Origin of the sequence: Enterococcus sp. CSURQ0835 (assembly GCF_902706605.1) — a bacterium.
Lineage (GTDB): Bacteria > Bacillota > Bacilli > Lactobacillales > Enterococcaceae > Enterococcus_A.
Window position 1 is genome coordinate 1 of sequence record NZ_CACSLH010000047.1, and the last position, 18,648, is coordinate 18,648.

Annotated in this window: 23 protein-coding genes; 16 read left to right on the forward strand and 7 right to left on the reverse strand. The window is 40.1% G+C overall.

All coding sequences use genetic code 11. From position 1 onward, the window contains the following. Nucleotides 1–137: 137 nt before the first annotated feature. The 4 genes from GVJ38_RS13270 (at nt 138) to GVJ38_RS13285 (ending at nt 2,964) form a co-directional block, all read left to right on the forward strand. Nucleotides 138–758 (forward strand): alkaline phosphatase family protein, encoded by a 621-nt coding sequence (locus GVJ38_RS13270; protein ID WP_159723682.1) that lies wholly within the window; start codon nt 138–140, stop codon nt 756–758. Nucleotides 759–918: 160 nt separating this feature from the next. Further along, nucleotides 919–1,713 carry a PTS mannose/fructose/sorbose/N-acetylgalactosamine transporter subunit IIC gene (locus GVJ38_RS13275; protein ID WP_159723683.1) on the forward strand — a complete coding sequence of 265 codons (795 nt, stop codon included), beginning with the start codon at nt 919–921 and terminating at the stop codon, nt 1,711–1,713. Next, a complete protein-coding gene (locus GVJ38_RS13280) occupies nt 1,706–2,518 on the forward strand; it encodes a PTS system mannose/fructose/sorbose family transporter subunit IID (RefSeq protein ID WP_159723684.1) in 813 nt (270 codons plus the stop codon). Before GVJ38_RS13275 ends, GVJ38_RS13280 begins: the two co-directional genes overlap by 8 nt. 128 nt (nt 2,519–2,646) lie before the next feature. After that, nucleotides 2,647–2,964: a hypothetical protein gene (locus tag GVJ38_RS13285; RefSeq protein ID WP_159723685.1), complete on the forward strand. Its 318-nt coding sequence runs from the start codon at nt 2,647–2,649 to the stop codon at nt 2,962–2,964. A 74-nt stretch (nt 2,965–3,038) separates the two neighbouring features. On the opposite strand, the gene GVJ38_RS13290 is transcribed toward GVJ38_RS13285, so the two are convergent. After that, nucleotides 3,039–3,428, reverse strand: a complete 390-nt coding sequence (locus tag GVJ38_RS13290) for a hypothetical protein (RefSeq protein ID WP_159723686.1) — start codon at nt 3,426–3,428, stop codon at nt 3,039–3,041. Between the two features lie 212 nt (nt 3,429–3,640). Between GVJ38_RS13290 and GVJ38_RS13295 the strand changes: the two genes are divergently transcribed. Beyond that, complete coding sequence (locus tag GVJ38_RS13295) at nt 3,641–4,051, forward strand: hypothetical protein (protein WP_159723687.1); 411 nt, start codon at nt 3,641–3,643, stop codon at nt 4,049–4,051. 97 nt (nt 4,052–4,148) lie between these two features. After that, nucleotides 4,149–5,315 (forward strand): pyridoxal phosphate-dependent aminotransferase, encoded by a 1,167-nt coding sequence (locus GVJ38_RS13300; protein WP_200849516.1) that lies wholly within the window; start codon nt 4,149–4,151, stop codon nt 5,313–5,315. Between the two features lie 110 nt (nt 5,316–5,425). Here the strand turns inward: GVJ38_RS13300 and GVJ38_RS13305 are convergent, their stop codons facing one another. Beyond that, on the reverse strand, nt 5,426–5,626 hold the full coding sequence (locus tag GVJ38_RS13305) for a hypothetical protein (protein ID WP_159723688.1): 201 nt from the start codon (nt 5,624–5,626) through the stop codon (nt 5,426–5,428). A 211-nt stretch (nt 5,627–5,837) separates the two neighbouring features. Here GVJ38_RS13305 and GVJ38_RS13310 point away from each other — a divergent pair, with 211 nt between their 5' ends. Further along, nucleotides 5,838–6,695, forward strand: coding sequence for a phosphate ABC transporter substrate-binding protein PstS family protein (locus tag GVJ38_RS13310; RefSeq protein ID WP_159723689.1), 858 nt, complete (start codon nt 5,838–5,840; stop codon nt 6,693–6,695). A gap of 63 nt (nt 6,696–6,758) precedes the next feature. Here the strand turns inward: GVJ38_RS13310 and GVJ38_RS13315 are convergent, their stop codons facing one another. Then, nucleotides 6,759–8,495, reverse strand: coding sequence for a sensor histidine kinase (locus tag GVJ38_RS13315; protein ID WP_159723690.1), 1,737 nt, complete (start codon nt 8,493–8,495; stop codon nt 6,759–6,761). Beyond that, nucleotides 8,492–9,187: a response regulator transcription factor gene (locus GVJ38_RS13320; RefSeq protein WP_159723691.1), complete on the reverse strand. Its 696-nt coding sequence runs from the start codon at nt 9,185–9,187 to the stop codon at nt 8,492–8,494. Before GVJ38_RS13320 ends, GVJ38_RS13315 begins: the two co-directional genes overlap by 4 nt. A 189-nt stretch (nt 9,188–9,376) precedes the next feature. Between GVJ38_RS13320 and GVJ38_RS13325 the strand changes: the two genes are divergently transcribed. The 4 genes from GVJ38_RS13325 (at nt 9,377) to GVJ38_RS13340 (ending at nt 12,270) form a co-directional block, all read left to right on the forward strand. Further along, nucleotides 9,377–9,850: a DUF523 domain-containing protein gene (locus GVJ38_RS13325; protein ID WP_159723692.1), complete on the forward strand. Its 474-nt coding sequence runs from the start codon at nt 9,377–9,379 to the stop codon at nt 9,848–9,850. Continuing rightward, nucleotides 9,840–10,178: a putative DNA-binding protein gene (locus tag GVJ38_RS13330; RefSeq protein ID WP_159723693.1), complete on the forward strand. Its 339-nt coding sequence runs from the start codon at nt 9,840–9,842 to the stop codon at nt 10,176–10,178. The genes GVJ38_RS13325 and GVJ38_RS13330 overlap by 11 nt, the downstream gene beginning before the upstream one ends. Before the next feature lie 15 nt (nt 10,179–10,193). After that, nucleotides 10,194–11,609: a signal recognition particle protein gene (gene ffh / locus GVJ38_RS13335; protein WP_159723694.1), complete on the forward strand. Its 1,416-nt coding sequence runs from the start codon at nt 10,194–10,196 to the stop codon at nt 11,607–11,609. A gap of 88 nt (nt 11,610–11,697) precedes the next feature. After that, nucleotides 11,698–12,270 (forward strand): DNA-3-methyladenine glycosylase I, encoded by a 573-nt coding sequence (locus tag GVJ38_RS13340; protein ID WP_159723695.1) that lies wholly within the window; start codon nt 11,698–11,700, stop codon nt 12,268–12,270. 71 nt (nt 12,271–12,341) lie between these two features. On the opposite strand, the gene GVJ38_RS13345 is transcribed toward GVJ38_RS13340, so the two are convergent. Further along, nucleotides 12,342–14,339 (reverse strand): FUSC family protein, encoded by a 1,998-nt coding sequence (locus tag GVJ38_RS13345; RefSeq protein WP_235032909.1) that lies wholly within the window; start codon nt 14,337–14,339, stop codon nt 12,342–12,344. A gap of 193 nt (nt 14,340–14,532) precedes the next feature. Then, on the reverse strand, nt 14,533–15,084 hold the full coding sequence (locus GVJ38_RS13350; RefSeq protein WP_159723696.1) for an NADPH-dependent FMN reductase: 552 nt from the start codon (nt 15,082–15,084) through the stop codon (nt 14,533–14,535). A gap of 168 nt (nt 15,085–15,252) precedes the next feature. On the opposite strand from GVJ38_RS13350, the gene rpsP reads away from it, so the two are divergent. The 5 genes from rpsP to rplS all read left to right on the forward strand — a co-directional run bounded on the left by rpsP (nt 15,253) and on the right by rplS (nt 17,672). Next, nucleotides 15,253–15,528: a 30S ribosomal protein S16 gene (gene rpsP, locus GVJ38_RS13355; RefSeq protein WP_159723697.1), complete on the forward strand. Its 276-nt coding sequence runs from the start codon at nt 15,253–15,255 to the stop codon at nt 15,526–15,528. Nucleotides 15,529–15,539: 11 nt separating this feature from the next. Beyond that, complete coding sequence (locus GVJ38_RS13360) at nt 15,540–15,785, forward strand: KH domain-containing protein (RefSeq protein ID WP_159723698.1); 246 nt, start codon at nt 15,540–15,542, stop codon at nt 15,783–15,785. 148 nt (nt 15,786–15,933) lie between these two features. Then, nucleotides 15,934–16,449, forward strand: coding sequence for a ribosome maturation factor RimM (gene rimM, locus GVJ38_RS13365; protein ID WP_159723699.1), 516 nt, complete (start codon nt 15,934–15,936; stop codon nt 16,447–16,449). Continuing rightward, nucleotides 16,449–17,192, forward strand: a complete 744-nt coding sequence (gene trmD / locus GVJ38_RS13370; RefSeq protein ID WP_159723700.1) for a tRNA (guanosine(37)-N1)-methyltransferase TrmD — start codon at nt 16,449–16,451, stop codon at nt 17,190–17,192. Before rimM ends, trmD begins: the two co-directional genes overlap by 1 nt. Before the next feature lie 132 nt (nt 17,193–17,324). Continuing rightward, nucleotides 17,325–17,672 carry a 50S ribosomal protein L19 gene (rplS, locus tag GVJ38_RS13375; RefSeq protein WP_159723701.1) on the forward strand — a complete coding sequence of 116 codons (348 nt, stop codon included), beginning with the start codon at nt 17,325–17,327 and terminating at the stop codon, nt 17,670–17,672. A gap of 148 nt (nt 17,673–17,820) precedes the next feature. On the opposite strand, the gene GVJ38_RS13380 is transcribed toward rplS, so the two are convergent. Beyond that, a complete protein-coding gene (locus tag GVJ38_RS13380; protein WP_159723702.1) occupies nt 17,821–18,441 on the reverse strand; it encodes a DUF1648 domain-containing protein in 621 nt (206 codons plus the stop codon). Nucleotides 18,442–18,648 lie beyond the last annotated feature (207 nt).

The following is an 18,648-nucleotide window of genomic DNA, read 5'->3' on the forward strand; positions in this document are numbered from 1 at the left end:
CCATGCGTAGGTCCTTTTTATTGGTCTTGGATAAGTCATCCGAGAACAGTATAAAGGATTTTTTTGTACATGAATAGCTTTATAGCAATGCTTTTAATGATTTGAAGTTCTTTGCAACACTAGTGAAAAAAGGTAAAATGTCACAAACTGAAAATATTTTTTCACTAGTAAAGAAGAATAACCTAGTTAATGCCACTGCGTCTTACTATTGGTTAAGTGAACTTTACAATAATCTACCCTTTGATAAACAGAATGATAGGATTCAATTAAACACAGGTAAAATGATTGCGAATGGAATTTTTTATTATAAAGATGATTATCCAGATTCCCATGTTCTTGATGATGCTAATTTTCTTTTAAATTATTCTAATCCGGAGTTTCTATACATCCATACAATGAATATCGATGACAATGGACACAAACATGGCAGTGATTCTTTAACATATCATGCTAAAGTTTTAGCAGTTGATAGTTATTTAGCGGATTATTTACCTCAATGGTTAGAACAAGGCTATCAAATTATTATTACGGCTGATCACGGTATGGATTTTCGAGGAAATCATGGTGGAACGACCGCTGATGTAAGGGAGGTACCGCTATATATTTTCTCAAATAAGGTCGATAAACGAAAGTACAGTACGCCGGTATCACAATTAATGATTGCACCATTAGTCTGCTATTTATTAGATATAAAACCAGGAGAAAAAATGAAAAGATTAGAACTGGAGGGAATTAAGAATACTTCAGAGGATGATTAGAGATACGGTTATAAAGAGAGCTGAGAATAGTTAGAAAGTGTCAGTAGTAATGAGCAATATAGAACATAGTAGATTTAGGTGTTGCAATTGGTGTGTATATTCCAACAGCTGCTTCAAAAAAATCAAAGAAATATTATAAAATATTGAAAGGAGAAATAAAATGGATTCTATTCAAATGTGGCAAATTATTATTTTAACGATTTATTCATTTCTAGCAATCAATGAATCTCTGATGGGAAATATTGGTCTTATACATCCAGTATTTGCCGGAATGCTTACAGGTATTGTGATGGGAGATCTTACGTTAGGTCTTTCTGTTGGGGGAACACTACAATTAATGCAATTAGGGATTTCAGCGTTTGGTGGAGCTTCAATTCCAGATTTTTTTACAGGTGCCGTAGTTGGAACTGTGTTTGGGATTTTATCAGGAAAAGGACTAAACTTTGCAATTGGGTTAGCAGTGCCTGTGGGATTATTGATGGTTCAATTGGATATAGTCGCTCGTTTTACTAATACTTTTTTACTACACAAAATAGATAAAGCAATAGAAGAGGTGAATACTAAAAAAATAGAATATTATACCCTTTTAGGTGCACTTCCTTGGGGACTTTCCAGAGCACTTCCTATCATGATCATCTTGATTTTTGGAGAACCGATAATAAATGTGATTTTAAATTATTTGCCAGATGCGATTATGGGAGGGCTGAAAGTCGCTGGGGGAGTACTGCCTGTAGTCGGTATCGCGATATTGTTAAGGTATTTGCCAACGAAACAATATATTCCTTATTTCATTGTTGGAATTGTGCTAGCAGCCTATTTGAAATTGCCGATCTTAGGAATTACTTTAATCGGGATAGCTTTAGCTATATTAGACTTTAAAAAGGTCAACAAGAAGTCAATACAAGCAGTTATTGAAAAAAGCACATTTGAAGGAGGTTTTGCTGGTGATGAATAATACTGGTAACACTAAAAAGTTAACCAAAAAAGATTTATGGAAAACCAATATTCGTTTTCTATATTCTAGTCAGATCAATTGGAACTATGAACGGATGATGAGTAGCGGGTACTTATATTCGATGTTGCCGATCTTAAAAAAACTTTATCCTGAGAAAGATGATCTTAGAGACATGATGAAAATGCAAAATCAGTTTTACAATACTGCTTCAAGTATGGGACACATTATTTTGGGCTTGGATATCGCAATTGAAGAACAGGAAGGTCGAGACGCTTATGACATCATACCAGGGATCAAAACAGGTTTGATGGGTCCACTGGCCGGTGTGGGGGATTCGCTTTGGGGAGTTATTTGGTCAACTGTGTGGGGATCTATTGCGGCAACATTTGCATTAAATGGTTCGCCCATCGGAATATTATTATGGGTTTTATTCAATTGTACTGTGTACTTGCCGTTTCGATTTGCTTCGCTGTTTCTCGCGTATAAAGAAGGCGTTAAACTGGTTACTACTATGAAAGATAGATTGCAAGCGTTAACAAATTCCGCTACACTTTTAGGTATAATGGTTGTTGGTGCACTGATACCGACAGTTGTCAAAGTGAATATTCCATTTGTATATAAAAATGGAAAGGTAAAAATGAATTTTCAAGATATGTTGAATGACATCATGCCAGCTTTAATCCCAATATTACTTGTGGGGTTAGCATATTGGCTATTAGGACAGAAAAAGTTGAATTCTTCTCGCGTAATCTGGATTATGTTGATTTTATCGATCGTTCTTTATAATTTAAAAATTTTAGGATAATTTAGACTAGTTGTATCGCTAGAGCAAGCTGACTGTCCATTTGAATTAATTATGTGTAAGTATCATCAGGGAATGTTTTGAAAGGTCAATCGCACTTAACAGTTTAGTTTTAGAGAGGAGCTGGTCTAGTGGGAATTGAGGATAAAGATTTTATTATTCGACAAGTAAAACAAGTGGCAAGAGGCTTAGGTATGTTACTTAGCAAAAATTCCTTGAAAGAGTTCATCAGCTATGAACAGACTGAGGCTGATTTATTACGTGATGACGAGCTTGAAGCTATCATCCTTTTAGCTGATGTCGAAGCTAAAGTAAAAAAAGAAAAGCTATCTGAGCAAGCAGCAGCAGAAAAATTTGAAATGAGTGTTGCAGAATGGGAAAGTTTGCTTCATGGAAGTCGACTGCCTACTAGTAAAGAAAAGCAAGCACTAATCGCTTTTTTAGTTTAAAAATTGATTTGCGATAACTTATCTTATACTGATAAACAAAAAATCCGCCTACTGTTTAACCAGTGACGGATTTTTTAGCGTGTTGGTTTTTTTTTGATCAACTTTATATAGCGACGGGTGAAAAAACTTCCCCAGAAGCAGCCGATCAATTGCGTCAGAATAAAAAGCAGCGTCAGTAAAGTGACGATCAAAAACGGTGAGAACGGCTGATAAAAAAAGGTCAAACGTTCGGATAGGAACAGAAAAGTCAGCAAATAAGATAAGATGACATTGAAAAGATTACCGAAAAATAAAATCATCAGCTGGTGGGTCCGCCGCGCGTAAAAACCAAAGGCAAATGCCACCAGCAGTGAAAAAACGATTCCGATTACAGAATGAAAATAATAGTCGATGATCAACGATAATTGAACGTAAGGAAGTATGAAAAATAAAAAAGGGAATTGTTGCCGTGTGATCGTGTTCATGACTTGCCCTCCTTGATAAATAAACTCATTTGCTATTATTTTATAATGAAGTAAAATTTACCGCAATGTTATTTTTGTTAAATTTTATTTTATGATAAATCTTTTAAACTGTCGCAATTTGTTTGTTAACTAGTTAGAAGATTAAGAAGTAGGTGACAATATGCAACGAAAAATAAATTGGCATCAAAAAAGTTATTGGTTTTTTTTGGCTATTGCCGATAGCTACACTGCCTTTTCCTTGGATAAAAGCGTTAGTAGACGAGGTGGGGGCGTTACATCCAGTTGATGGGACTGGTTTTTTAGTGATGAAAAATTTCGCGACGTTAGCTTTATGGTATGTGATTTTTACTTTAGGAATGTTGTTAGGTGAATTTGCTCGCAAAAAATGGAATATAAAATTAGTTATATTATCAATTCGAATATTTTTTACGACTGTTTTTTCTTCTTTGCCGCGAATGATTTTAGGACCGACTGGCTTGACGAAGACCGGCTTTCAAAATTTAGACTTTTATACCTCCGCTTATTTTTTAGCCGTTAAGCCGGCTTATGGGATCAGTTTGTTGAGTTTGATTTTAGCGATCTTTTTATATTATCGAACGCAGTTGTATTGGCGAGAAAATTAATTTCGCTTGGATGCTTTACTATTAGTAAGTTTGTGATAGTATGATTAAAAATGGCTGGTAGTTTTGCCTTTTATTTTTAATGAACAGGAGAGATACCATGATGCAATTAAAAGATCGTTTTAATAAAAATGTTTACGAGATCGCAGTGTCGTTGATTCGGCAGTTTGATGAGCAAGTGTCAGACATTCCAGATATGTTGAAGTTGACATTGGGTGAGCCAGATTTTAATACACCTGAGCACGTGAAAGTAGCTGGTGAAAAAGCGATCGCGGATAATTTTAGTCATTACAGTGGAATGGCGGGGTTGCCAGAAGTTCGAGCAGCAGCTAGTCAATTCATCGAAAAAAAATATGGTGTCCATTATGATCCAGCTAGTGAAGTCTTAGTGACGATCGGTGCTACCGAAGCGATTTCGGCTAGTTTACTTGCGATCTTAGAGCCGGGAGATGTCGTCTTATTACCGGCGCCGACTTATCCGGGGTATGAACCATTGATCCGTTTAGCCGGGGGCATTCCAGTCTATCTTGATACGCGGGAAACGGACTTTTTATTGACGGGCGAGCAGATCGATGCCGCAATGGAAAAATACGGAGAGCAAGTCAAAGCGTTGATCATGACTTCTCCGTCGAATCCAACCGGTGTGGCGTATACGCAAAGTGAAGTCGAAGCATTAGCAGAAACGATCAAAAAGTATCCGATCTTTTTGATCAGTGACGAGATCTATAGTGAACTGAGTTACGAAAACACCCATGTCTCGTTTGCTAAATATTTACGAGAACAAACGATTTTATTGAATGGGTTGTCAAAATCCCATGCCATGACTGGCTGGCGCATCGGATTTATTTTCGCACCGCAAGCTATCACAGCACAACTGATCAAAGTTCACCAATATTTAGTGACTGCGGCTTCGACGATTTCACAAAAAGCTGCTGTGGAAGCTTTGACGAACGGCATCGATGATGGGGTCATTATGCGCGAAGAGTATCGTAAACGGCGGGATTATTTGTATCAAGAAATGACTGCGCTTGGGTTTAAAGTGGCTCGGCCAGCGGGTGCGTTTTATTTGTTTGCTAAGATCCCGGCTGGTGCTAACCAAGATTCAATGGCTTTTTGTTTGGATCTCGCGAAGAAAAATAAATTGGCACTGATCCCCGGAGTTGCTTTTGGAGCAGAAGGCGAAGGCTATATTCGGTTAAGTTATGCAGCTTCAATGGAAAAATTAGTCGAAGCGATGAAACGATTGCGTGCTTATTTAGGCGAGTAGTGCGTAAATAAAGAGTTGTGTAAGCAACTTTAGCTAAACAGTTAAAAAAGAGTTCGATTCAAGGTTGTTTTGCAACTGAATCGAACTCTTTTTTATGTTGGTAAGCTAGCCTAATGATTCAACTGATTGAATAAACCGCTGATCGTTTGATCGGTTAGGTTTAATGGTTGATCATCTAAGGTAGCTGAAACGACGTGGTAATAATCTGGGAGATCGGGAACTTCTTTTAATTGAGCGGCGATAAATTCATTTGCGTTCGCATAAGTTTTCGTTTCGTTACTGCCAGATTTTTGATATGTGATTGTTAACATTTTCCTCACCTCGCTGCTAGTGTACACGTCTTTGTTAAAAAGCGGTACTGATTTGTTTGAAGGGTGGATGAAAGACGAGCTTTACCAAAAATTTACGCTCCTTTACAACTTGTTTACACGTTGCATATTTTATTTTAACGCGCGCTTGTTAAAGTTTTGATAGAAGCTGACGAGGGTTCGTCGCTAAAAATTTTAAAGGAGTATCAGACAGATGAAAAAATTGATGGTAGGCTTAGTCTTGACGGGTGTACTTTTGGCCGGTTGTGGCAATGCTTCAGCTAAAAAACAAGACAAAGCGGTAAAGATGACAGCTGTAGGTTCAACGGCTCTACAACCGTTAGTGGATGCGGCGCAAGCAAGTTTTACACAAGAAAATCCAACTTATCAGATCTCAGTTCAAGGCGGCGGCAGTGGGACTGGCTTGAGTCAAGTAGCGGATGGCGCAGTCGAAATCGGGAACTCGGATGTTTTTGCTGAAGAAAAAGGCGGCATCCCATCGGATAAATTAGTCGATCATAAGGTAGCCGTTGTGGGGATCGCCCCGGTCGTCAATCGAGATGTCGGTGTTAAAAATGTTACGAAAGATCAATTGATCAAAATTTTTACGGGCGAAATCACCAATTGGAAAGCTGTTGGCGGAAAAGATGAAAAAATTGCGGTCATCAACCGGGCTAGCGGGAGCGGAACCCGCGCAACATTTGAAAAATGGGGCTTGGCTGGCAAAGATGCCGTTCAAACTCAAGAACAAGATTCATCTGGAACGGTGAAAAAAATCGTCGCGCAAACACCAGGAGCCATTAGCTATTTAGCTTTATCGTATGTCGATGACTCATTGCAAGCTTTGAACTTAGATGGCGTCGCACCGACAGAAAAAAATATCGCTACCAACAAATGGCCAATCTGGTCATACGAGCACATGTACACTAAAGGAAAGCCAAGTGAAAAAGTCGCAAAATTTTTAGACTACATGACTTCAAAAGAAATTCAAAACGGTCCAGTGAAAAAATTAGGTTACTTGCCGATCACTGAAATGAAAATCGAACGAGCAGCCGATGGAACAGTGAAATAACTAAAAAAACGAACGCACTTTGCAGTGGATATCCTGCAAAGTGTGTTCGTTTTTATTTTGGTATTATTTTTCGTTGGGTAAGGTCACGGTAAACGTTGAACCGACGTTAGGGTGGCTTTCGACCGTGACTGTTCCGCCTAAGATCTCGCTGTATTCTTTGACGATCGAAAGTCCTAAACCAGTACCACCTGAATGACGACTACGTGCTTTATCGACGCGGTAAAAACGTTCAAAGATCCGAGCTTGATCCGCTTTTGAAATCCCGATCCCAAAATCTTGGACTTTTAATTCCAAGCTTGCGCCTAACGTAAACGTGATCAAGATTTGGCTATTCACCGGTGAATATTGGATCGCGTTTTCGATCAAGTTTTTAATGATCGGTTGGAAAAAGGTCGGCTGCGTTTTGAAATGAGCCGTGGGTGAGCCGTCGATGATGATTTGGATTTGTTTTTTTGATAAAGTTCGCTCGTAAAGTTCGACTTGTTGCTGGATGAAATTATACAGCAATACCGTTTGTTGATTTTCCGAGACGTGTTCGGCATTTTTTGATAATTCGATGATATCTTGGATCAAATGCTGCAGGCGTTGTGCGTCTTTTTGCATGATGGTCAAAAATTCTTTAGTCAAAGCAGGATCTTCCATCGCACCATCCAGCAAAGTTTCCGTAAACCCGATCAGTGAAGTCACGGGTGTCTTTAATTCATGGGAGACATTGCCGACAAAATCGCGTTGGATCTTTTCTAAATTTCGGACGTGAGTCAGATCATAGACGGTCCCCATGATTTGAGCGCCAGCTGGATTAGCTAAATAACGCAAGCGGACATCAAGATTCAAACTGCGAGGAGTTTTGACGGCGATTTCTTGATGGAGCTGATTTTTTTCAGTGGAGACTTGTTGGATCAACCGGATCAGATTCGGGTCTTCGATCACTTGCCAGTAACTTTGACCAGTGGCACCACCAACACTCAGCAACTCTTCCATCGTTTTATTGATCATGACGAAGCGACCTGCTTCATCAATGATAAAAACGCCGATCATCAGCTCGTGAAATAAAGTCGTGAATTGTTTTTCAGTTGAGGTGTAAGCTGCGTATGTTTCGTTTAACTGTTCACTCAATTGATTGACGGTCCTGTATAATTCTTTCCACTGCGGTGAGTTTTGTAAAACAAAATTACTTTTTTCCGGCTCAGCCACCATGCGTTTTAAAACCGGCAGGACCGTTTCGACCGGTCGATTACGTTGATGGAACAAATAGGCGATGATCGCATATAAAATCAAGTAAAAGATCAAGAGCACGATAAAGATCGAGTGGCGAAAGTTAGTCGTCTTAGGAGCAAAGGCCGCGGTGTCTTTTGCTAACCGCAAAACGCCTAAGAGTTTATGATTTTTTTCGATGGGGAGTGCTGTGTAGAGCAATTCTTTTTTTAAGGTAGCACTCTTTCGAACGGAAGCCCCTGTTGAGCTGCCAGCAAGTACGGTGTGGACCTCGGGCCGATTTGCGCGATTCCCAGTCAATTGCGGATCTGTCGTATCGTGAAGGATTCGACCGCGCGCGTTTAAGAGAGTGAGTCGCTCGGTTGTCTCGCTGGAAAAATGATCTAAGACGCGTTGATTTTTCTTAGCAGTCAATTGTGTTTTATCTAAACGGCTGATCAAATATTTTCCATAGTCACTTAAAAATTCTTCTTGCTGATCCACCAATTCTTTCGTGTAAAAATGGTTAGCCAACTGCCAGCTGCCAATGAACAGTCCACAAATGATCAAGAAGCTGGCCCAATATTCGACTTTCCATTTTTTCATTCTTCCGGCACCTGAAATTTATAGCCGAACCCTCGGACTGTCTGCAAATATTGGGGATGTTTCGGATCAAGTTCGATTTTTTCGCGCAAATGCGAGACGTGGACATCGACGATCCGGCTCTGGCCGGCAAAATCATATTTCCAAATGCGATCTAATAATGTATCCCGATCGATCACCCGATTTTTGCGTTTCATGAAATAAACCAGCAGCTCAAATTCTTTGGGCGTTAGTTCGATTTTTTTTCCTCGGACAGTAACTTGATAGTTAGTTAGATCAGCAGTGATCGCACCCGCTGTCAGCAGTTCGACTTCTGTTTTTTCTTGGCGCGGTTCGATCCGACGAAAGATCGCTTTCATCCGAGCTAGTACTTCACGGGGAGAAAAAGGTTTGGTCAAATAGTCATCGGCTCCGATTTCTAAGCCTAAGATCCGGTCAATGGCATCGTCTTTAGCGGTCAACATCAAAATCGGCGTCTCGATTTTTTCTTGCCGTAACTTTTTCGCAATTTCCATGCCGTCCATTCCTGGCAACATCACATCTAAAATAATAAAATCAAACGCTTCGTTCAAAGCAAGTTCATAACCAGTTTTGCCGTCTTCGGCTGAGGTGACACTATAGCCTTCTTTTTCTAAATTGAAGGTCAATAAAGTGACGATGGACGGTTCATCATCTACGACTAATACGCGTTTCATAAGCGGCTCCTTTAAGTTAAAAAATTTTTCTAAGGCTATTTCCAGTTCCGAATAAATGGTATAATGGGAAGGCAGTTTTGTCACCTGTTTTTTGAAATTAAATCACGAAAATAAGTTGAAACAGATAAATCGGGCAGTTAAAGCTGATTTTTTTCACTAAGCTGCCGTTTTTTAGGAAGGAAGATTTTTGTGTTGGGGATCAGTGCCTGTCTAGCCGGAGTCTGTTGTCGTTACGATGGCCAGGCAAATGAAATCAGCGCGTTAGAGCAGCTAGTAGCAGACCAAAAAGCGGTGATCGTCTGTCCGGAAGTACTTGGCGGTTTACCGACACCGCGTACGCCAGCTGAAATCGTCGGCGGTGATGGCTTTGCTGTGTGGGAAGGACGTGCGCGTGTCGTTGATCAAACGGGGTGCGATGTGACCCTAGCCTTCCAACAAGGCGCTAAACGAGCGTATGAAAAATTGCAAGCCGCTCAAGTCACCACCTTGATCTTAAAAGCCAAAAGTCCTAGTTGTGGGAGTCGCTTGATCTATGATGGAACTTTTTCTGGCGTGAAAGTTAACGGGGTCGGCGTTGCAACTGCTTATTTCAAAAATCACGGTTTGACTATTTACTCAGAAGAAAATTGGCAGAAAGCCTTGAGGGAATTAGATGGAGATTGAAAAAACCAATCGAATGAATGCGCTGTTTGAATTTTACGCGACGCTTTTGACGGAAAAACAAATGAATTATATGGAGCTTTATTACGCCGATGATTTTTCATTAGGTGAGATCGCAGAAGAATATAGTGTGAGTCGGCAAGCCGTTTATGATAATATCAAACGGACCGAAAAAATTTTAGAAGATTATGAAAAGAAGCTGCATCTTTTTTCGGATTATATCGTCCGAGAAGAACAATTAGATGAGTTAGCACTTTATGTCAAAGAGCATTATCCGAAAGATGAAACGTTAGCTGGGATGGTGCAAGAATTACAAGACTTAGATGAATAGAAAGGAATGCGTGTAATGGCATTTGAGAGTTTAACAAAACGTTTGCAAGACGCGATGGGCAAACTACGAAAAAAAGGAAAAGTGACCGAAGCAGACATCACCGAGATGATGCGCGAGATCCGGCTAGCGTTGCTGGAAGCCGATGTCAACTTGCAAGTGGTGAAAAAATTTACGCGAGAAGTCCGCGAACGAGCATTAGGAGCGGAAGTTTTAGACAGTTTGTCACCTGCGCAACAAATCGTCAAGATCGTTGATGAAGAACTGACGAAAACATTAGGATCAGAGACTGTCGCTTTAAACAAAAGTCCAAAAATCCCAACTGTCATCATGATGGTCGGGTTGCAAGGGGCTGGTAAAACGACTTTTGCCGGAAAACTTGCGAATCATTTGATCAAAACCGAAAAAGCGCGGCCATTGATGATTGCTGGTGACGTTTATCGTCCAGCAGCCATCGACCAATTGAAAGTTTTAGGCCAACAATTGCAAGTCCCTGTTTTTGATCTTGGTACGGATGTGAGTCCGGTAGAGATCGTACGCCAAGGGATGGAAGTCGCCCGCGAAAAGAAAAATGATTATGTCTTGATCGATACGGCCGGCCGACTGCATATCGATGAAACGTTGATGGATGAATTAAAACAGATCAAAGAGATCGCCCAACCAAATGAGATCTTACTCGTGGTGGATGCCATGACCGGGCAAGACGCCGTCAACGTAGCGGAAAGTTTCAACGCGCAACTAGGGATCACCGGGGTCGTCTTGACGAAACTCGATGGCGATACCCGTGGCGGGGCAGCACTTTCGATCCGTTCAGTGACCGGTGCGCCGATCAAATTTATCGGTTCCGGGGAAAAATTGACGGACTTAGAAATCTTCCACCCAGATCGGATGAGTAGCCGGATCTTAGGCATGGGAGACATGCTGACGTTGATCGAAAAAGCTCAGCAAGATTATGACGATCAAAAAGCGGCTGAATTAGCGCAAAAGATGAAAGAAAATTCCTTTGACTTCAATGATTTCATTGAACAATTAGATCAAGTCATGGGGATGGGACCACTAGAAGACTTGATTAAGATGATCCCTGGAATGAATCAAATGCCAGGCATCGATAATATCAAAGTCGATCCGAAAGATGTGGAACGGAAAAAGGCGATCGTCTATTCCATGACTCCGGCTGAACGGGAAAATCCTGATCTACTCAATCCTAGTCGCCGTCGTCGGATCGCTGCCGGCTCGGGAAATTCCGTGGTGGAAGTCAATCGGATGATCAAACAGTTCAAAGAATCTCGCAAAATGATGCAACAGATGAGTAAAGGCAATATGCCCGCGGGAATGGATCAAATGTTTGGAACTGGTGTCAAAGGGAAAATGGGCAAAATGGCCATGAACCGAATGATGAAGAAGAACAAAAAGAAGAAAAAGAAACGGAAATAATCGTCAGCCGCGGGAAGTTTTGCTTAAGAGGCAAATCAGCTCGCGGTTTTTAGTATGATTTTGATTGAAATTGAACAGGAGGGATTGGATGGAACGCTGTCCTTGGGGCAATGCGAATGAAAAAATGGGCCATTATCATGATACGGTCTGGGGCGTGCCGGAGCGAGACGATCGAATGCTTTTTCGCAAACTCATTTTAGATCTGAATCAAGCCGGACTCAGTTGGCAAACGATCTTGAACAAAATGGAAAATTTTGATCGCGCCTATGAAAACTTTGTGATTGAAAACGTCGCGGCCTTTGATGAAGCCAAGATCGCAAGCTTATTACAAGATGCTGGGATCATTCGTAACCGACGAAAAATCGAAGCAGCCGTGATCAACGCGCAACAAGCTTTAAAGGTGCAAGCCGAATTTGGCAGTTTTGCTGATTATTTGTGGGGCTTTGTGGACTTTAAGCCGCTCGATGGCAAACGGCAGACCATTAGCGAGGTACCGGCTAAAAGTGAGCTGTCAGACCGAATTGCAAAAGATTTGAAACGTCATGGTTTTAAATTTGTTGGTAGCACGACGATTTACGCCTTTTTACAAGCGGTCGGGATCATCAATGACCACCTGACCACTTGCTTTCGCTATCAAGAAGTAAAAAAATTGGCGAATTAAAAGCAGTTGGATTTTACCATCAAAAAAGCGCCCTCCAAAAATTAGTTTTTTGGGGGGCGCTTCAATTATTTTTAATAAGAATGCTGCGCGGTCTTTTGCTGATCAACATATAAAAACGTATTATGGTACATGATCGAGAGCTTCTTCGAATACTGAACGAGCAAGTAACTGATTTCAGGATCGAGTGCTAGTTCACGCTTGAATTCGGTGTGGGGCATAGCAAGTGGCGGCGTTTTAAAGTTCAGTAAATGTTGGATCAACGTTAAGACATAATCAAAAGAATCAATTGTTTGATCAATCAAGGCAGCATCTGCTTCAGAGATCGCTTTGCTGTTAGCTAGTAACAATAATTGTTCGACGATCGTGGTCAGCTGCCAAGAGACAGCCAAAAATTCTTTGTAAAAGGCTTGGTCTAATTCGGGATGTTTTGTTAAGTACGTTCTGATTTCACTGTGTAATAAATGATATTGCAATTGGAGATCGGCAATCGTACCGTAGTTGATCCGATCCATAAATGCGCGACGTAAAACGACTAAACTCGCTTGATGGACATGGAATAATTCTTGAAAGTTGAAAGCGAATTGTTTTTGCATGCTCGTCGGAAAAACGAAGCGATTGACCACATAAACTAATCCGCAAGCTAAGAAAACAAAGAAAAACCGCAATCCCGCCGCAGTCAGATCCGGCAGTGCTAAAGAGGTCAAAAACAAAGCAAAGACGGTCGACAAAGTTGCTTGAAAAGCCGTTCCGGGAATGATCGTGAAGACATAAATACCTAATAAGCTGGCTAAAATCAAATGACTGAGGTCACCAGCCAAAAAAGGAATTGCGAAAATGCTGATCACACAACCGATGATCGTTCCAATAAAACGCGTTTTCATTCGATAACTAGTCTCTTCATTCATCGGCTGTAACAATAAAAAAGCGTTCATCGGCAGCCACGTCCCGCGAGTCACGTGAGTCAATGACATGATAAAAAAGCTGAAGGCCATGACGAGACTAAAGCGCAATGCAACCCGCAGTTCGAAGGAATCAAGTTTGAAATTTCGTAAAAAACGTTGCCAAGTTTGGCGGTGTTTCGGCGTTTGCCAATGCGCATCCACCACGGCCGGGTCTTTCGCTAATAGTCGCAAAATAAACAAGCTGTGGCTTAAAAGATTTTTCAAAAAAGCGGCAGCTAACGCATCGGAATGTTCAACGGCAACTAACAAGGCTTGACCTTGTTGTTCTAGAACGACTTTTTCATTTGCCGATAAGGAAGCAAAGCGACTTGCTTGGTCAAAATAAGCCGCAGCTTCTGTCATCAATTGTTCGATAGTTGTATTTTGTTCGGCTAAGTCATCGATACTAGTAAAAAAATACAAAGCTCGTTGGAATAAAAAAGCAAAGTTATAAATGATTCGAGCTTTAGGCGCGACTTGTTTTTTAGAACCGCTAGTAAAATAGGCTTGGTGATAGAGCTGTTGGGTCAATGTCGCGAGTTTTGCTAAACTGACCGCATCTTTTTGTCCCTGACCTGCAGCTAGCAATAAATCTGAAAGCAAAGTAAAGCCATTTTTTTCGAGTTGCTCTTTAGAAAAACGTTTTGTAAACAGCTGGTAGGCTCCCATGACTAGTAAAAACAGTAGCAGTCCGGTGAGGTAAGCTTGCGATTGTTGTAAAAAACTCGTTTTTACTTGGATCAATTGGCAAAAAGTAAATGTCATCAAGCTGATGAAGTAGCCTTTAGGATTGAATTGTGATGATTTGGTATAAATCAAATAAAAGGGGACTAGTAAATTTAAACTGATGGTCAATAAAATATTTAACGTGGCTAGATAAGCTAACGCACTTAACAAAAATTGAAAACTGCAAAATTTCAAAAGATCCCACAGGCTGCGGCTCTTTTTATAATTGAGTTTGAACATGACGGTAAAAATCGAGACGAACATCAAATATTGCGGACCGAAGCCAATGAGTAACAGATAAAAAACAATGAGAAAAAATAAACTGATCGGCAGATTTTTTTTGAAGTGTTGCACCCACTGCCGATTTTTTTGGCGCCAAAAATGAAACGAAAAAGCTGGCATAAAAACGCTCCTTTATAAAAATAAGCTGCATTGTTCACTTAAAGGCAGCATCTCTTAGTGTAGTCGGGAAATTGACTTTGGTCAAGACGATCTCACGTGGTTTAGACTGAAGGGAAAATAGTGTTGCAATACTTCAAAATGAAATCACAAAAAAAGAAGCCTTAGCTGAAAAGGCTTCTTAGTTGAGTCAGGATTATTTCGTTAATTTTTCAAAAAATTCAATGTATTTATCGGTGATCAGTTGGAAAAATTCGACGGTGCTGTCTTTGATCTTGCCATTGTTGTCGACTAGATTTACGATATTTCCGATATAAGCTTCTGGTTGTTGCAACGTTGGGATATCTAAAAAGACCAATGACTGACGCAAGTGATGGTTCGCGCCGAAACCACCGATACCACCTGGTGAGACACTCATGACAAGTCCTGGCTTACCACCCCAGACATTTTTACCCATTGGTCGAGAGCCGACATCCAACGCGTTTTTCAAAGCAGCTGGCACGGAGCGATTGTATTCTGGCGTGACGAAATACAAACCATCGACACTTTTTACTTCTTCTCGTAGACGTTTCCATTGGTCAGGCACCGTCTCAGTTTCCAAATCTTCATTGTAAAATGGGACATCATCGATCTTGATAAATTTTGCTTCATAACCAGCAGGTAACAGCTCTGCCATTTGTTTGGCGACGATCAAGTTATAGGAACCTTTCCGTAAGCTGCCGACTAAAATCCCGATTGTTTTTGACATCGAATCATTCCTTTCAAATTTGTTTACGGTTACATCATACGCACATTCGATTTAACTGACAACTAATTTGCCTAAAAATCGAGACTGTAAAGAAAAAACTCTTTACAGCCAAAAGATTGCGTGGTACACTACATCTTGTGATTAATTAAATGGAGGTGTATTTAACAAATGGCAGTTAAAATCCGCTTAAAACGTATGGGTTCTAAAAAGAAACCTTTTTACCGTATCGTAGTTGCTGATTCACGTTCTCCTCGTGATGGACGTTTTATCGAAACTGTAGGTACTTACAATCCTTTGAAAGACCCTGCAGAAGTCGTATTAAAAGAAGAAGATATTTTAAACTGGTTACAAAAAGGTGCGCAACCTTCTGATACCGTTCGGAATATCCTATCTAGAGAAGGCATCATGAAGAAACACCACGAAGCAAAATTCACTAAGAAATAAGGTGAACGAGTATGCAAGATTTATCAAACCTTGTGTTGACCATCGTTCGGCCTTTGGTTACAAAACCAGATGAAGTGAAATTAGAGATCGACGAGTCCAACGATTTTTATGAGTACAACTTAAGTGTTGCATCAGAAGATATCGGCCGGATCATTGGAAAACAGGGACGCGTAGCAAAAGCGATCCGCACGATCGTTTATAGCGTGCGTACAACTGATCCAAAAAAAGTCCGTCTCAATATTGTAGATGGTAAATAAACCAAAAAACACTCGAACTGATTCGAGTGTTTTTTTCTTAATCATCAGTCAGTGACTGAAAACAAAACTTATTGGCTCAAAAAAATGAAAGCACGAGGTTGTGAGAGCTTGCGAGCTGGATTTTATTTTTATGTTAAAGGAGGTTTTTATGACGAATTATTATAAAGTTGGCAAGATCGTCAACACTCACGGGATCAAAGGCGAGGTCCGCGTGATTTCACAAACGGATTTTCCCGAAGAACGTTACCAAGTTGGCGAGACGTTGTATTTGTTTCGCGAGCAAAAAGAACCATTGAAACTCGTGATCGCTAGTCATCGTAAACATAAAAATTTTGACTTGTTGAGTTTTGAAGAGTATTACAATATCAATCAAGTAGAAGAATTTCGCGATGGAACGTTAAAAATCGCCGAAGACCAACAAGGTGAATTAGCCGAAAATGAATTTTATTACCACGAGATCATCGGCCTAGAAGTGTTTGATGAACACGGAACTGATTTAGGGCAGATCACGGAGATCTTGTCACCTGGTGCCAATGATGTCTGGGTCGTGAAGCAAAAAGGACGGGCCGATATTTTGCTACCTTATATCGAATCGGTGGTCAAACAGATCGATCTAAAAAATAAACGCGTGGATGTCGAAATTCCCGAGGGGTTGATCGACTGATGCGGATCGATGTGTTGACCTTATTTCCTAAAATGTTTGAAGGTCCGTTAGGGGAATCGATTATTGGAAAAGCAGTGGAAAAAGATCTGCTAACGATCAAAGTCCATAATTTCCGTGACTATTCAGATAATAAACACAAACAAGTCGATGATTATCCTTACGGCGGGGGAGCCGGGATGCTGTTAAAAGTCCAGCCGATCTATGATAATCTAAAAGCGATCGAACAAGGAACACCAGAGACGAAAAAACGCGTGATCTTACTTGATCCAGCTGGTAAACAGTTCGATCAAAAGATGGCCGAAGACTTTGCAGCTGAAGACCAACTCGTTTTTATTTGCGGTCACTATGAAGGATACGATGAGCGCATTCGTTCACTGGTAACCGATGAAGTTTCATTGGGAGATTATGTGTTGACTGGCGGCGAGTTAGGCGCGATGGTGATGATCGATGCAACGGTGCGTTTGTTACCAGAAGTGCTGGGCAATCAAACTTCGGCCAAAACGGATTCGTATTCCACTGGTTTATTGGAACATCCTCAATATACCCGACCAGCTGAATTTCATGGACAAGTTGTACCAGAAGTTTTGATGAATGGGAATCATAAATTGATCGAAGAGTGGCAGTTGAAAGAATCATTACGGCGAACTTATTTGCGTCGGCCTGATCTTTTAGCTGAAATCGAACTGACCCCGAAAATGCAACAGTTTTTGATTGAGATCAAACAAGAAGAAAATAGAAACTGACAAGAAAATGTTCTTTACAGCAGTTGAGACTCTGTGTTACACTACCTTGGTGAGTAAAAATACTCATCATATTACGATGTTCCGCTGGGGTGACGCACCTTACGAATGTTTGGAATAAGGAGAAGATACAACATGAATCCATTAATCGAAGAATTAACAAAAGACCAATTACGTACGGATATCCCTTCATTCCGTCCTGGAGACACAGTTCGTGTTCACGCGAAAGTTGTCGAAGGTACGCGCGAACGGATCCAGTTATTTGAAGGCGTCGTTATCAAACGCCGTGGAGCTGGCATCAGCGAAACGTATACAGTACGTAAAATCTCAAACGGTGTTGGTGTGGAACGTACATTCCCATTACACACACCTCGTGTAGCGAAAATCGAAGTTGTCCGTTATGGTAAAGTTCGTCGTGCTAAATTGTACTACTTACGTGCATTACACGGTAAAGCTGCGCGGATCAAAGAAATCCGTCGTTAATTTTAAGTTATCGAATGAGATTGAAACCCTTGAATTTTCAAGGGTTTTTTCTTTTGCTCTGAATATTCCTTTCGAGAAAAATATTTTATTTAAGAAGATTTTCAAAGGTATTTAATTTTTTGAAATCAGAGAATGTATTTCTATTTATTTAATATTTAATGATCTTGAAGAGTAATAAAATAATAGATACGAAACCAAAAATCAATAGGTATACAATATTAGAGAAGTTAGTAAATAAACCTAAAAAAATGAAACCAAAACCACATAATCTATAGCGAGAGACAATCATCAATTTACTTTTTATTTTTGAAATGGGTTCTATTCTTGAGCTTGTTGAATTGATCAAAGCGGCGTTCATTTCAGCAAAAATATTTCCTAAAAATAAATAACTAAATCCTATGAGGATAAATGACAAATTAAAAATATCAATCGGCATAGCTGATAAATTAGCAATCCTTTTGTAGCTTGATGTAAGAATATAAATGTTTAGTATGTTAAAAGTTGTTAGTGACAATAGGCCAGCTGTCAATAGTTGAGTTTCTTTTGATTTGCTATTTGTTCTTTTGATCAGAAACGTAAAAAAACAACCTAAAATAATTATCCAAATTGGAAGGATTAATACAGTATATTTGATGCCCCAGCGGTCAACGTTACCTGAAAGCCCATAGTGAGTCGGTATTTTTGTAGGAAAAATTTGTAGTACAAGTAATGACATGAGCAATGGAAAGAACATTAGTATTTTCAATGCTAGTGTTTTTATATTTTTCAAAATCCTTTACTTCCTCCTTTAGAATATTTTTTTCTAAAACTTATCCTGAAGACAGGGTAGCATCCTTATATGATTATAAGCGCCGATTGTAAAATTAAGCTAGACAACTAAAAAAGTCACTTGTGCTACACTCAAAATAGTTCCGACCAAAGAATTATAAGGAGTGAGTACAAATGACCTATACCCATCTTACAACAGACGAACTTG